This is a genomic window from Methylopila henanensis, from assembly GCF_042681025.1.
Lineage (GTDB): Bacteria > Pseudomonadota > Alphaproteobacteria > Rhizobiales > Methylopilaceae > Methylopila > Methylopila henanensis.
Genome location: NZ_JBHUER010000006.1, coordinates 99,592 through 112,879 on the forward strand (window position 1 = coordinate 99,592; position 13,288 = coordinate 112,879).

A 13,288-nucleotide genomic window follows, 5' to 3' on the forward strand; every position below is an offset into this window, starting at 1 on the left:
ACTCCGCCGCCGCGAAGGCGGCGCTCAAGCTCAGTTCAGCAGGCCGTCGAGGACGAAGGGGCGGTTGGGCTTCACCACCTTCTTCTCGGTCGTGCCGTCCGACTTGGTCACCGTGGTCGTGGGCGCGCCCGGCGGCGGCTCCAGCGGCCCGCGACGGCCGCAGGCGGAGAGGCCGACCGCCAGGACGAGCGTGGCGGCGATGGCGGCGGCGCGGATCGGGCTCGGCACGGATGCGGTTTCCTCAAGCTCTGGCGCGGGCGCCGCGGCCCGGTCGATGTCTCAGGCGTCGGGCGTCGAGCTGTTGTCGAGGGCCGCGGCTTCCTTGGCAAGCCTCTTCCGCCAGCGCGAGGTCTGGCCGGCGACCTGACGCGGCGAGGTGCCGCCGTAGCTGTTGCGGCTCGCCACCGACTTGTTGACGCCGAGCACTCCGAACACCTCGTCGGTGATCCGCGGCTCGACCGCCTGCATGTCGGCGAGCGGCAGCGCCTCGAGCGGCTGCCCCTTCTCGGCCGCGACGGCGACGATCCGTCCGGTGACATGGTGCGCCTCGCGGAACGGCATGCCGAGCACCCGCACCAGCCAGTCGGCGAGGTCGGTCGCGGTGGCGTAGCCGGAGCTCGCCGCCTGACGCATCGCCTTCTCGTCGAAGGTCATGTCCTGGACCATGCCGGTCATGGCGGCGATGCAGAGGTCGAGCGTGTCGAGCGCGTCGAACAGGCCCTCCTTGTCCTCCTGCATGTCCTTGGAATAGGCGAGCGGAAGGCCCTTCATGACCGTCATCAGCGCGACGAAGGCGCCGATCACGCGGCCGGTCTTGCCGCGCACCAGCTCCGCGGCGTCCGGATTGCGCTTCTGCGGCATGATCGAGGAGCCGGTCGAGAACCGGTCGGACAGCCGGACGAAGCCGAACTGCGGCGTCGACCACAGCACGATCTCCTCCGCGAAGCGCGACAGGTGCCCCGCGCAGATCGAGGCGAAGGCGAGCGTCTCCAGCACGAAGTCGCGGTCGGAGACGCTGTCGATCGAGTTCGCGGTCGGGCGGTCGAAGCCGAGCCCGCGGGCGGTCATGTCGCGGTCGATCGGGAACGAGGTGCCGGCGAGCGCGGCGGCGCCGAGCGGGCACTCGTTCAGCCGCTTGCGCGCGTCCGCGAGCCGGCCGCGGTCGCGGGCGACCATCTCCACATAGGCGAGCAGGTGGTGGCCCAGGATCACGGGCTGCGCGCTCTGCAGGTGGGTGAAGCCCGGCATGATGGTCTTGGCGTGCGCGCCGGCCTTCTCCACCAGCACGTGCTGCAGCGCGAGCAGGCTGACGTCGATGCCGTCGAGGGCGTCGCGCACGAACATCTTGAAGTCGGTCGCGACCTGGTCGTTGCGCGAGCGCGCAGTGTGCAGCCGCCCCGCCACGGGGCCGATCAGCTCGGCGAGCCTGCTCTCGACGTTGAGATGGATGTCCTCGAGCGCTCGCGAGAAGGTGAAGCGTCCGGACTCGATCTCGGCCAGGATGTCGTTCAACCCCTTGAAGATCGCCGCCGCGTCCTCCTTCGCCACGATGCCGGTGGCGGCGAGCATGGCGATGTGGACCTTGGACCCGCGGATGTCCTGGGCGTAGAAGCGGCGGTCGAAATCGATCGAGGCGTTGATGGCCTCAAGCACCGCGTCGGGCCCTTCGGCGAAGCGCCCGCCCCACATCGAATTGCTCATTCCGTCGGTCCAATCCCAAGGCCGCGCCCGTCGCGGCGTCCTGCAAGGTCGAGAAGCATGTCCGAACCGTCGCCCGCTCCGCGCCGATCCTGGCTCCGCTTCGGCGTTCCCGGCGTTCTGGCGCTCGCGGGCGTCGCCGCGCTCGCCCTATACGGGATCGGCGGCGGCGACAAGGCTGAAGCCGCCTGCGCGGCCTCGCCCGCGACGCTTCGCGCGCTGAAGCAGGCGGCGACCGGCGAGGTCGCCGCGGTGGTCACGCCGGACCGGCCGCGCCCCCTGCCGGCGCTCGCCTTCAGGGACGCCGACGGCGCCGAGGTCGGGCTCGACCGTTTCCGGGGCAAGGTTGTGCTGCTCAACCTCTGGGCCACCTGGTGCGCGCCCTGCCGCAAGGAGATGCCCGCGCTCGACGAGCTGAAGGGCGTGCGCGGCGGCGACCGTTTCGACGTGGTGGCGGTGTCGATGGACCTCGGCTCGGCCGACAAGCCCAAGGCCTTCCTGAAGGAAACCGGGGTCGAACGGCTGGCCTTCTACGCCGACCCCACCAACAAGGCGTTCCGTGACCTGCGCGCGGTCGGCCGCGGCGCCGGGCTGCCGACCACGCTGCTGATCGACAAGGCGGGCTGCGAGATCGCCTATCTGCCGGGTCCCGCGGAATGGGCGAGCCCCGACGCGCTGAAGCTGATCGACGCGGCGCTGGCGGAGTAGGCGGCCCGTCTTTTAAGCCGAGGGCGACGGCTGGGTCGCCAGCGCCACGTCCGGGTCCTCGGGCGCGGGCTCCGGCTGCGCGATCTCGCGCGCTCCACCTCTGAGCGCCTCCGCCGTCATGCGCCGGACCTCGCGCTCGGCCTGGCGCGCCACCGCCTTGCGGTCCGTGGCGCCGTCGACCCGGATCGGCTCGCCGAAGGTCACGGTCACGTCGATCGCGCCGTCGCGCAGGATCGACCACATGTGCGGCAGGATCTCGATGTCGCCGTACCAGGCGATCGCGGGCCGCGTCCGCAGCCCGAGCGGCAGGCCGTTGCGGTGGGTGTAGGCGATCGAGACCGGCTGCACGTAGACCGCCTCGGCGCCGCCCTCCGCGATCGCCTTGCCCGCGGCCCCGAGCAGCGCCGAGCGGAACGGCAGCACGCGGTTGCCGTCGCTGGAGGTGCCCTCGCCGAACAGCACCACCGGATGGCCCGAGGTCATGCGCTCCGCCATCTCGCGGCTCACCGCCCGCGTCGCGGTGCGGCGCGAGCGGTCGACGAAGATCGAGCGCTGCAGCTTCGAGAGCAGGCCGAACAGCGGCCAGTCCGCGATCTCGGATTTCGCCACGAACGACACCGGCGCGATGGCCCCCAGCACCACGATGTCGAGCCAGGAGGCGTGGTTCGCGGTGATCAGCAGCGGCCGGGCGGCGGCCGGACGCCCGATGACGCGCCGGCGGACGCCGACCACCCCGAGCGCATAGCGGTGGAACAGCAGCGGAATCACGCCGCCCTTGCCGAAGCCGGCCTTCAGCGCGAGGAGCTGCGCCGGAACGCCGACGGCGGCGGCGCCGACCAGCGCCGCCACGCTCACCGCCGCCCGCATCGCTTTCAGCGCCAAGTCAGTTCTCGCGATCGTCGAGGGGGACGGCGTAGAGCTCCAGCCGGTGATCCACCAGCCGGTAGCCGAGCCGCCGCGCGATCTCGGCCTGCAGCCGTTCGATCTCCTCGTCCCGGAACTCGATGACCTTGCCCGAGCGCAGGTCGATCAGATGATCGTGATGCTCGTCCGGCGCCGGTTCGTAGCGCGAGCGGCCGTCGCGGAAGTCGACGCGGGCGATGACGCCGGCGTCCTCGAACAGCTTCACCGTGCGGTAGACGGTCGAGATCGATATGCGGGGATCGACCGCCGAGGCGCGCCGGTAGAGCTCCTCCACGTCGGGATGGTCGTCCGCGCTCTCGACGACGCGCGCGATGACGCGGCGCTGCTCGGTCATGCGCATGCCCTTGGCGGCGCACAGGCGTTCGAGCGGTTCGGCCTTGAGGTCTGTCACGTTCCCGAGGTCTCCGGTCGCGGCGCGACGGTGTTCGACCGCTTATAGGAGCGCGCCGCCCGGCCGTAAACGATCCACGGGACGGCTCAGCGCATCTCGAGCGCCAGCACCTTCGCGGACCCGCGGCCGCCGTCCGCGCGGGCGTAATAGGCTTTTCGCTTGCCCACCTGCACGAAGCCGAAGCGCGCGTAGAGCGCGATGGCGGAGGCGTTTTCCTCGTCGACCTCCAGCACCACGCGTCGCACGCCCCTGGCCGCGAGCCGTCCGAGGTGGTGGCCGAACAGGGCGGAGCCGCCGCCGCCCTGTCGGAAGCGCGGGCGGATCGCGACCGACAGCACCTCGGCCTCGTCCGCGGCGATCCGGGACGCGGCGAAGCCCACCGGCCGTCCGCGGCCCTCCATGTGGAGCGCGCAGGCGACCACGGCGTCGTCGCTGAGGAGCTGGTCCATCTCCTCCACGCTCCAGCCGCGGGCGAAGCAGGAGGCGTGGATCGCCGCGAGCTCGTCGGCGAGGCCCGCGTCGGCCGGTTCGCAGGCCCAAATCCGCTCACGGGCCGCCCACACGTTCCAGGGCCAGAACAGATACCAGTACATCGCGCGCAGGCCTTACGGAGCGTCAGGCCGCTCCGCCTTCTTCAGCTCTCGTCCGGGCGGCGCGCGATGCGTCCGCCCGTCTGGGGATGCGCGTCCGCGGCTTTGAGGTAGAGCGGCCGCGGCGTCGCGTCGCCAGGATCGCACGCCGCGCCCCGCCGCGCGACAACGATCGGGTCCGGCGCGTGGTGCGGCGCGTCAGCCTTTCGCAGCGGGAGGCCGTCCACGGCCGCGATCACCGCGTCCGCGCCGGAGCCGACCACCAGCGCATTCGCCGGCAGCGCGCGGGCGAACTCCTCCGCCGGCAGCAGCGCCGGAGCCGCGAGCGGCGCGCCGCCGGCGTCGAAGGCCTGGGCGAACACCCGGCCGTGGCGCGCGTCGACCGCCGCCGCGACCGCCGCTCCGCGCCCGAACGACGGCGCCGCCAGCGCCTCGAGCGTCGAGACGCCGACGATCGGCGTCGGGCCTGCGAGCGCGAGCGCCCGCGCGCAGGCGAGGCCGACCCTGAGGCCCGTGAAGCTGCCGGGCCCGACCGTCACCGCGATGCGGTCGATCGCGCCGAGCCCGCCGGCGCTTTCGAGCGCCTGCGCCACCAGCGGCATCAGCGCCTCGGCGTGGCCGCGCGCCATGTCGCGGGAGAACACGAGCGCCGGCGCGGCCCCGTCGCCGGTCTCGACGACGGCGGCCGACGCCGCGCCGAGGGCGGTGTCGATCGCTAGGACGCGCATGGCGGGACCGTCAGACGATCCGGCAGAACTCGTCGAATTCCGGTCGCGGCAGGCGCTCGAACAGCTTCTCGCCGTCGCCGTAGCCGATATTGACGAGGAAGTTCGAGCGCCAGGTCGTGCCGGCGAAGAAGGCCTCGTCCACCGCCTTGGGGTCGAAGCCCGCCATCGCGCCGGTGTCGAGGCCTAGCGCCCGGGCGGCGAGGATGAGATAGGCGCCCATCAGGGTGCCGTTGAGCCGGGCGCCGCTTTCGATCGCGGCCTCGTTGCCCTCGAACCAGGCCTTCGCGTCGACATGCGGGAAGAAGCGCGGCAGGTGGTCGATCCAGCGCAGGTCGTGGGCCACGATCGCCGTCACCGGCGCGGCCGCGGTCTTGGCGCGGTTGCTCTCGGAGAGCGTCGGCAGCAGCTTGGCCTTGCCCTCCTCCGAGGTGACGAACAGGAAGCGGCCCGGCAGGCCGTTCGCGCTCGTCGGGCCCATTTTGAGCAGCTCGAACAGCGCCCGCAGCGTCACTTCCGAGACCGGCTCGGGCCGGAAGCTGTTGTGGGTCCGCGCCGTGCGGAACAGCGTGTCGAGGGCGTCGTCGTCAAGCGGGGGGCGGTGAGGTCCGGACACTGGTGCCATCCTGCGGTCTGCGGTGGAGGAATCCCTCCCTCATAGCAGAGCCGCCCCCCCGCTGCGCCAGTCCCCGGCCTCAGATCGTGTCGACCGTGCCGCCGTCGACGCGCAGCGCGGCGCCCGTGGTGGCGGAGGCCTCCTTCGAGCAGGCGTAGACCACCATGTTGGCGACCTCCTCAACGGTGGCCGCGCGCTGGATGATCGAGGACGGGCGATGCGCCCGCACGAACGCCGCCCCGGCCTCCTCGAGGCTCTGGCCGGTCTTCGCCACCTCGTCCTTCAGCATCTCGGAGACGCCCTCCGACAGCGTCGGGCCGGGCAGCACGGAGTTCACCGTGACGCCCGTGCCGGCGAGCCGCTTGGCGAGCCCGCGCGCGATAGCGAGCTGGGCGGTCTTGGTCATGCCGTAGTGGACCATCTCCACTGGGATGTTGAGCCCGGACTCCGACGAGATGAACACGATCCGGCCCCAGCCGCGCTCGGCCATGGCGGGCGCGTAGGCGCGCGACAGCCGGACGCCGGACATGACGTTGACCTCGTAGAACCGGAACCACTCCTCGTCCGGGACCTCGAAGAAGTCCTGCGGGTTGAAGATGCCGACATTGTTGACGAGCACGTCGACGGAGGGCAGCGCCGCGACCAGCTCCGCCACGCCCTCGGCGGTTCTGAGATCGGCGGCGATCCCCTCGACCTTCGCGTCCGGAACCTCGGCGCGGATGGCGGCGACGGCCGTGTCGACCGCCTCCTGGCGGCGGCCGTTCACCACCACCGTGGCGCCGGTCCGGGCGAGGCCGAGCGCGATCGCCCGCCCGATGCCGAGCGTGGAGCCGGTGACGAGGGCGGTCTTGCCCGTGAGGTCGATGCGCATCGGCGTGGTCCTTGGGCCGGCCGCCGGCGCGTCCGGCGCTGCGGCGTTGAGGGCGTGTGGTCGTCCTGAGATGTGGTTCGCCGCGTTTTGGCGTAAAGAGTGCGCCGCCGCATGGCCCGCCCGCCGGCCGGGCCGCCCGGCCCCCTCCGGACAGACGCATGACGCCCGACCAGACCGCCAAAGAGCCCGCCGCCGATCTCGCCTATCTCCAGAAGATCAACGACGTCTTCTACGACCAGCTCAAGGTCGCCGACCAGAAGGCGACCTACATCATGACGATCATCGTCTTCCTGCTGGTGTGGTCGCCGGACGTGCGCAAGCTGTTCTTCTGGCGCGGCCATGCGGTGGAGCTGAGCGCCGCTTCGCTGCTGTCGCTCGCGCTGGTGGCGGCGCTGCTGACGGCGCTGGCCTCCGCGCTCGCGGTGGTGACGCCGCGCCGGCGCCGAGGGGGCGCGGCGCTGTTCTGGGGCGCCTGGCCCGACGTCCGCCCGGAGGTCGAGCGCATCACGGCCGCCGCCGACCGCGCCGCGATCGCCGCGAGCTACGCCGACAACGCCCAGAACCTCGCGGCCCTCTGCCGGCTGAAATACCGCTTCGTCACGCTCGCCTTCGGGGCGCTGATCGTGGCGCTCGCCGCCCACGGCGGCCTGGTGGTGCTGGGCTGACGGCGGCTCAGGCCGCCTGCGCCTCCGCCGCCTCCAGCGCCGCGACCTCGGCGTCGGAGAAGATGCGCGAGCGGATGTGGAACCGCACCTCGCGGCCGTTCTCCAGGCTGAACATGCCGCCGCGGCCGGGCACCACGTCGAGCGTCAGCGCCGTGTGCCGCCAGTACTCGAACTGCGACGGACTCATATAGAAGCCCGCGCCGCCGACCTCCCCGAGCTTCACGTCGGCGTCGGAGAGCATGTAGTCCCCGACCGCGTAGCACATGGGCGAGGAGCCGTCGCAGCAGCCGCCGGACTGGTGGAACAGCACCTCGCCATGCTCGGCCTGAAGCGTCGCGATCAGCGCGAGCGCGGCGTCGGTCGCGGTGATCCGCAGGGGCGCGTTCTGGGTCATGGGCGGTTCCTCCGCGAGGGAAGATAGCGCGGGAACGGCCGCACGCGAAGGCGTTCGCACCCGGCCGTTCCGACGCGTCACCGCTCGCTGTCGAGCGCCGCCATGTGCTGGGCCGGATAGCGCTCGCCGGCGGCGGAGCCCTTAGGGACGGCGCGCTCGATCGCCGTGAGGTCGTCCGCCGACAGGGCGAGATCGCCGGCCCCCAGCGCTTCGGCGAGCCGGTCGCGCGTGCGGGCGCCGATCACCGGGACGATGTCGCCGCCCTGCGCCAGCGCCCAGGCGATCGCGACCTGCGCGACGCTCGCGCCGCGCTCGTCCGCGACCGCACGAAGCGCCTCGACGAGCGCGAGGTTGCGGTCGAGGTTCTCGCCCTGGAAGCGTGGGCTCATGCCGCGGAAGTCGCCCGCCCGGCCGAGCTTCGCCCGGTCGTAGTGGCCGCTGATCAGTCCGCGCGCCAGCACGCCGTAGGCCGTCACGGCGACGCCGAGCTCGCGCGCCGCGGGCAGGACCTTGTCCTCGATCCCGCGCGAGATCAGCGAGTACTCGAGCTGGACGTCGGCGATGGGGTGAACCTTCGAGGCGCGCCGAAGCGTTTCGGCGCCGACCTCGGAGAGGCCGATATGGCGGACATAGCCCGCCGCCGCCATGTCGGCGATCGCGCCGACGGTCTCCTCGATCGGAACGTGGGGGTCGAGCCGCGCGGGCCGGTAGATGTCGACGTGATCGACGCCGAGGCGCTTCAGCGAATAGGCCAGAGACGTCTTCGCCGCTTCCGGCCGCCCGTCGAAGCCGAGCCAGCGTCCGTCCGGTCCGACCTGCGCCCCGAATTTGACGCTGAGCTGGTAGCCGTCGCGCGGTCGCCCTTGAAGGGCCTCGGCGAGCAGCAGTTCGTTGTGCCCCATGCCATAGAAGTCGCCGGTGTCGATGAGGGTGACGCCGGCGTCGAGCGCGGCGTGGACGGTGGCGACGCTCTCCCGCCGGTCGGCGGGGCCGTAGGCGCCGGACATGCTCATGCAGCCGAGGCCGATCGCCGAGACCTCCGGTCCAGCGGTTCCGAGTGTGCGGGTCTTCATCGGGTCGTCTCCGTTCGGTTGCGACGGAGGCGATGTGGACCGGGTGAAGCTGTGCGATAATCCCGTCTCTATCAGACAGACTGTGCGGGATTTCGAACGATGCCCCGGATCGACCTGAACGACGCCGCCTGTCTGGTGGCCGTGGCGGACGCCGGCGGCTTCCGCGCGGCGGCCCAGAGCCGCGCGGCGTCGGCCTCCAGCCTGAGCGAGGCCGTCCGGCGGCTGGAGGAGGCGCTCGGCGCGCGCCTGTTCAACCGGACCACCCGCAGCGTGACGCTGACCGAGGCCGGGGCCCGGCTCGTGGAGCGGGTTCGTCCGGCTCTCGCCGAAATCGCGGCCGCGCTCGACGGCGCCCCCGGGGATCCCGCCCGCCCGACCGGGACGTTGCGGCTCAACGTGCCGACGATTTTTGCGAGCCACATCCTGCCGCCGATCGCGGCCGCGTTCCTGAAGCGCCACCCGGGGGTGCGGATGGAGGTGATCGCCGACGACAGCTTCGTCGACGTGCTCGCGCAGGGCTGCGACGCGGGCGTCCGCTACGAGGAGAGGCTGGCGCTCGACATGATCGCGGTTCCGATCGGTCCGCGCCGCCAGCGCTTCGAACTCGGCGCGGCCCCCGCCTATCTCGCGGCGCGCGGGGCCCCGGCCCATCCCCGCGACCTGCTTGGGCACGCCCGGATCGGACACCGCTTTCCCGGCAGCAAGGCGCTGGCGATCTGGGAGTTCGAGAGCGAGGAAGGCCCCATTCTCGTGCCGCCCGAGGGGCCGCTGGTCGCCTCGAACCTGGAGCTGCAGATCGCCGCGGCGGTCGCGGGCCTCGGGATCGTCGGGCACTTTGGAGAGGCGCTGGCCGCCCCGTTCGCGAGCGGCGCGCTCGCGCCCGTGCTCGAGGACTGGTGGCAGGAGTTTTCAGGCCCGCAGCTCTACTACCATGGCCGCCGCCACATGCCCCCGCCGCTGCGGGCGTTCGTGGACTTCGTGAAGGGGCGGTGATCGGCATGAAAAAGGGCGGCCGGAGCCGCCCTTTCCCGTCGTCTCGCCGTGAGCGCGTCGAGGATCAGAAGAAGCCGAGCTTCTTCGGGTTGTAGCTGACCAGCATGTTCTTGGTCTGCTGGTAGTGGTCGAGCATCATCTTGTGGGTCTCGCGGCCGATGCCGGACTGCTTGTAGCCGCCGAAGGCCGCGTGGGCGGGGTAGGCGTGGTAGCAGTTGGTCCACACGCGGCCGGCCTGGATCGCGCGGCCGAAGCGGTAGGCGCGGGTCCCGTCGCGGGTCCAGACGCCGGCGCCGAGGCCGTAGAGCGTGTCGTTGGCGATCGAGAGCGCCTCGTCGTCGTCCTTGAAGGTCGTGACCGAGAGCACCGGGCCGAAGATCTCCTCCTGGAAGATCCGCATCTTGTTGTGGCCCTTGAACACCGTCGGCTTGACGTAGTAGCCGCCGGCGAGGTCGCCGCCGAGCTCGCTGCGGCCGCCGCCGGCCAGCAGCTCGGCGCCCTCCTGCTTGCCGATGTCGATGTAGCTCAGGATCTTCTCGAGCTGCTCCGACGAGGCCTGCGCGCCCACCATGGTGGAGGGGTCGAGCGGCGAGCCGAGCTTGATCGCATTCACGCGCTGGATCGCCCGCTCGATGAAGCGGTCGTAGATCTTCTCATGCACCAGCGCGCGGCTCGGGCAGGTGCAGACCTCGCCCTGGTTGAGGGCGAACATGACGAAGCCCTCGATCGCCTTGTCGAAGAAGTCGTCGTCCTCCGCGGTCACGTCCGAGAAGAAGATGTTCGGCGACTTGCCGCCGAGCTCCAGCGTCACCGGGATCAGGTTCTGGCTGGCGTACTGCATGATCAGCCGGCCGGTCGTGGTCTCGCCGGTGAAGGCGATCTTGGCGATCCGGTTGGAGGAGGCCAGCGGCTTGCCGGCCTCGAGGCCGAAGCCGTTGACGATGTTCAGCACGCCGGGCGGCAGGATGTCGGCGATCAGCTCGGCCACCACCATGATGGAGGCGGGGGTCTGCTCGGCCGGCTTCAGCACCACGCAGTTGCCGGCGGCGAGCGCGGGCGCGAGCTTCCACACCGCCATCAGGATCGGGAAGTTCCACGGGATGATCTGGCCGACGACGCCGAGCGGCTCGTGGAAGTGGTAGGCGACGGTGTCGTGGTCGATCTCCGACAGCGCGCCTTCCTGCGCGCGCACGCAGCCCGCGAAGTAGCGCCAGTGGTCGATCGCCAGCGGAATGTCGGCCGCCGTGGTCTCGCGGATCGGCTTGCCGTTGTCCCAGGTCTCGGCCAGCGCGATGAGGTCGAGGTTCTCCTCCATCACGTCGGCGATCTTGAGCAGCAGCGAGGCGCGCTCGGCCGGAGAGGTGCGGCCCCAGGCGTCCTTGGCCTTGTGGGCGGCGTCGAGGGCGAGCTCGACGTCTTCCTTCTGCGAGCGGGCGATCTCGCAGATCTTAGCCCCCGTGATCGGACTGGTGTTCTCGAAGTAGCGCCCGCCGACGGGCGCGACGAAGCGGCCGCCGATGAAGTTGTCGTAGCGCTCCTTGAACGGGTGCTTGGTGAAGGCTTCCAGGCGTTCCGGCTTGTTCACGTCGTCTCTCCCTGAAGAGGTGGTCTTGTCGCCGCCGGCCTCGACGCAGGGACCGTGCCAGCCGCCCGCGCTGCGCCGCAGCACGCCAGCGCGGTCGCGGCAAGCGCCTGAGCGGGCCCATGGATTCCCGCGGGGAGCCCCGACCGCCCGAAGGTGGGATGGACGGACGGCGGCGGCCTGTGGAAAACTGTCGCGAAAAGCAACAGAACGGGACGCGGCGCCTGTCGCATCCTGCGTCGCAAGGGAGAGCAGACGTCCATGGAGTCCGACGCTCCGCGCGCCGACGTGCTCGCCGCGCGCCACGCCTTCTTCGGCCGCCGCGCCACCCCGTCCGGGCTCGTGCCGCCCGCGATCCTCAAGTCGTGGCAGCGCTGCGCCGAGCGGGGCTTCGACAGCCATCACGGGCCCCTGATCGAGCCGGAGCCGATGGAGCGGCTGAAAGAACACCGCGAGCGCAACGAGCGGCTGCTGCGCGCCAGCCGGCCGGAGCTCGCGGCGCTCAGGCGGGAGGCGCGCGACAGCGGCGCGATCGCGATCCTGACCGACGCCGCCGGCGTGGTGCTGGACGCCGCCGGCGACGCCGGCTTCGCGGGCAAGGCCGCCGGCGTCGCGCTCAGGCCGGGCGTCGCCTGGAGCGAGGCCGCCACCGGCACCAACGCCATCGGCGCCGCGCTCTTGGAGCGCCGCCCGATCGAGGTGCGCGGGGCGGAGCATTACTTCGAGCCGCACCGCATCCTCACCTGCGCGGCCACCCCGATCTTCGACCCCTACGGCGCGCTGCTGGGGGCGATCGACCTGTCCGGTCCCGCCGCGGCGCCGCCGGCCCACGCGCTGGAGCTCACGCGCCTCGCCGTGGACCAGATCGAACGGCGCATGTTCGAGGAGAGCCTCGCCGACGCCGAGGTGATCCGCCTGCACGCCGATCCGGCGCTGCTCGGCACCGCGCAGGAGGGGCTGCTCGCCTTCCGCGGCTCGCGGCTGGTGGCCGCCAACCGCCATGCGCTGCGGCTGCTCGGCATCGACTGGTACGCGCTCGGCGCGCGCTCGTTCCGCGACCTGTTCGACGGCGCGCCCCAGCGCTTCGATCAGGTCTCCCGGCTGCGGTCGCGCGAGGGCGTCGAGCTGCACGCGCGGCTGCGGCCGGGCCCGAAGCCGGTCGGCGGGGTCACGCTCGACGCGCCGCCGAAGCCGGCCCCGGCCGCGACGCCCGAGCCCGCGCGGGCCGAGGCGGGCCCCGCCTTCGACGCGGCGACCCGCGCCGACCTCGCCCGCGCGGCGCGGCTGGTCGACGGCGACGTGCCCGTGCTGATCCGCGGCGAGACCGGCGCCGGCAAGGAGGTGTTCGCGCGCGCCGTCCACGCGCTGAGCCGCAGGGCCGACAGGGCGTTCGTCGCCGTGAACTGCGCCGCCCTGCCGGAGACGCTGATCGAGGCCGAGCTGTTCGGCTACGAGGAGGGCGCCTTCACCGGCGCGCGCCGGGCCGGCTCCAAGGGCCTGCTGCGCGAAGCCGACGGCGGCGTTCTGCTGCTGGACGAGATCGGGGACATGCCGCTCGGGCTGCAGGCGCGCCTGCTGCGCGCGCTGCAGGAGCGCGCGGTCACGCCGCTCGGCGGGAGCCGGCCGCACCCGATCGACGTGCGGCTGGTCTCGGCGACGCATCAGGACCTCGCGGCGATGGTCGCGGACGGCCGGTTCCGGGCCGACCTCTATTACCGGATCGCGCAATACGCCTTCGAGCTGCCGGCCTTCCGCCAGCTGCCCGACCGCCGCGCCGCGCTCGCCGCGCTCTGGGCGACGCTGCCGACCGGCGGGCGCCGGCTGGCGCCCGAGACGGTCGAGCGCATGGCGGCCTTCGCCTGGCCCGGCAACCACCGCGAGATCGTGGGCGCGATGCGGGCGATGATCGCGCTGTCGGAGCCGGGCGAGACGGTCGGCCCGGACCTGCTTCCGCCGGCGGCGCGCGACGCGTGCCCGCCCGCGGCGCCGGCTTCGGCCCCGGCGGAGGGCGGGCTCGACGCCGCCCGGCAGGCGGCGATCGACGCCGCGCTCGCCGAG

General features: G+C 72.3%; 15 protein-coding genes (1 of these 15 cut by a window edge). 4 read left to right on the top strand and 11 right to left on the bottom strand.

Annotation, left to right across the window (positions count from 1 at the left end; all coding sequences use genetic code 11):
* Positions 1–30 precede the first annotated feature (30 nt).
* Positions 31–228 (bottom strand): LPS translocon maturation chaperone LptM, encoded by a 198-nt coding sequence (lptM, locus tag ACFSCV_RS09540; protein ID WP_378799277.1) that lies wholly within the window; start codon positions 226–228, stop codon positions 31–33.
* Positions 229–279: 51 nt separating this feature from the next.
* The gene (gene argH / locus ACFSCV_RS09545; protein WP_378799279.1) at positions 280–1,701 is read right to left on the bottom strand and encodes an argininosuccinate lyase; all 1,422 of its coding nucleotides are present in this window, start codon (positions 1,699–1,701) and stop codon (positions 280–282) included.
* A gap of 57 nt (positions 1,702–1,758) precedes the next feature.
* Between argH and tlpA the strand changes: the two genes are divergently transcribed.
* The gene (gene tlpA / locus ACFSCV_RS09550) at positions 1,759–2,406 is read left to right on the top strand and encodes a thiol:disulfide interchange protein TlpA (protein WP_378799280.1); all 648 of its coding nucleotides are present in this window, start codon (positions 1,759–1,761) and stop codon (positions 2,404–2,406) included.
* 12 nt (positions 2,407–2,418) lie between these two features.
* Here the strand turns inward: tlpA and olsA are convergent, their stop codons facing one another.
* From olsA to ACFSCV_RS09580, 6 genes are all read right to left on the bottom strand, one after another.
* Positions 2,419–3,288 carry a lyso-ornithine lipid O-acyltransferase gene (gene olsA, locus ACFSCV_RS09555; RefSeq protein ID WP_378799282.1) on the bottom strand — a complete coding sequence of 290 codons (870 nt, stop codon included), beginning with the start codon at positions 3,286–3,288 and terminating at the stop codon, positions 2,419–2,421.
* 1 nt (position 3,289) lies between these two features.
* A complete protein-coding gene (locus ACFSCV_RS09560; protein WP_378799329.1) occupies positions 3,290–3,670 on the bottom strand; it encodes a Fur family transcriptional regulator in 381 nt (126 codons plus the stop codon).
* A gap of 137 nt (positions 3,671–3,807) precedes the next feature.
* Entirely contained in the window at positions 3,808–4,314 is a 507-nt protein-coding gene (locus tag ACFSCV_RS09565) for a GNAT family N-acetyltransferase (protein WP_378799284.1), read from the bottom strand.
* A 41-nt stretch (positions 4,315–4,355) separates the two neighbouring features.
* Positions 4,356–5,039 (bottom strand): tRNA (adenosine(37)-N6)-threonylcarbamoyltransferase complex dimerization subunit type 1 TsaB, encoded by a 684-nt coding sequence (gene tsaB, locus ACFSCV_RS09570; protein WP_378799286.1) that lies wholly within the window; start codon positions 5,037–5,039, stop codon positions 4,356–4,358.
* 10 nt (positions 5,040–5,049) lie between these two features.
* A complete protein-coding gene (locus tag ACFSCV_RS09575; RefSeq protein ID WP_378799288.1) occupies positions 5,050–5,661 on the bottom strand; it encodes a malonic semialdehyde reductase in 612 nt (203 codons plus the stop codon).
* A gap of 70 nt (positions 5,662–5,731) precedes the next feature.
* The gene (locus ACFSCV_RS09580; RefSeq protein WP_378799290.1) at positions 5,732–6,523 is read right to left on the bottom strand and encodes an SDR family NAD(P)-dependent oxidoreductase; all 792 of its coding nucleotides are present in this window, start codon (positions 6,521–6,523) and stop codon (positions 5,732–5,734) included.
* Positions 6,524–6,681: 158 nt separating this feature from the next.
* On the opposite strand from ACFSCV_RS09580, the gene ACFSCV_RS09585 reads away from it, so the two are divergent.
* Entirely contained in the window at positions 6,682–7,188 is a 507-nt protein-coding gene (locus tag ACFSCV_RS09585; protein WP_378799292.1) for a Pycsar system effector family protein, read from the top strand.
* A gap of 7 nt (positions 7,189–7,195) precedes the next feature.
* On the opposite strand, the gene ACFSCV_RS09590 is transcribed toward ACFSCV_RS09585, so the two are convergent.
* Both ACFSCV_RS09590 and ACFSCV_RS09595 read right to left on the bottom strand, forming a co-directional pair.
* Positions 7,196–7,582 carry a DUF779 domain-containing protein gene (locus ACFSCV_RS09590; RefSeq protein ID WP_378799293.1) on the bottom strand — a complete coding sequence of 129 codons (387 nt, stop codon included), beginning with the start codon at positions 7,580–7,582 and terminating at the stop codon, positions 7,196–7,198.
* Positions 7,583–7,659: 77 nt separating this feature from the next.
* Positions 7,660–8,655: an aldo/keto reductase gene (locus ACFSCV_RS09595; RefSeq protein WP_378799295.1), complete on the bottom strand. Its 996-nt coding sequence runs from the start codon at positions 8,653–8,655 to the stop codon at positions 7,660–7,662.
* Between the two features lie 99 nt (positions 8,656–8,754).
* On the opposite strand from ACFSCV_RS09595, the gene ACFSCV_RS09600 reads away from it, so the two are divergent.
* Positions 8,755–9,648, top strand: a complete 894-nt coding sequence (locus ACFSCV_RS09600; RefSeq protein WP_378799296.1) for a LysR substrate-binding domain-containing protein — start codon at positions 8,755–8,757, stop codon at positions 9,646–9,648.
* 64 nt (positions 9,649–9,712) lie between these two features.
* Here the strand turns inward: ACFSCV_RS09600 and adh are convergent, their stop codons facing one another.
* On the bottom strand, positions 9,713–11,233 hold the full coding sequence (adh, locus tag ACFSCV_RS09605; protein ID WP_378799297.1) for an aldehyde dehydrogenase: 1,521 nt from the start codon (positions 11,231–11,233) through the stop codon (positions 9,713–9,715).
* A gap of 426 nt (positions 11,234–11,659) precedes the next feature.
* Between adh and ACFSCV_RS09610 the strand changes: the two genes are divergently transcribed.
* Positions 11,660–13,288, top strand: the 5' portion of a protein-coding gene (locus ACFSCV_RS09610) for a sigma-54-dependent Fis family transcriptional regulator (protein ID WP_378799331.1). It continues 42 nt past the right edge of the window; 1,629 of the gene's 1,671 nt are visible here — the first part of the coding sequence; it begins with the start codon at positions 11,660–11,662; the stop codon falls past the right edge of the window.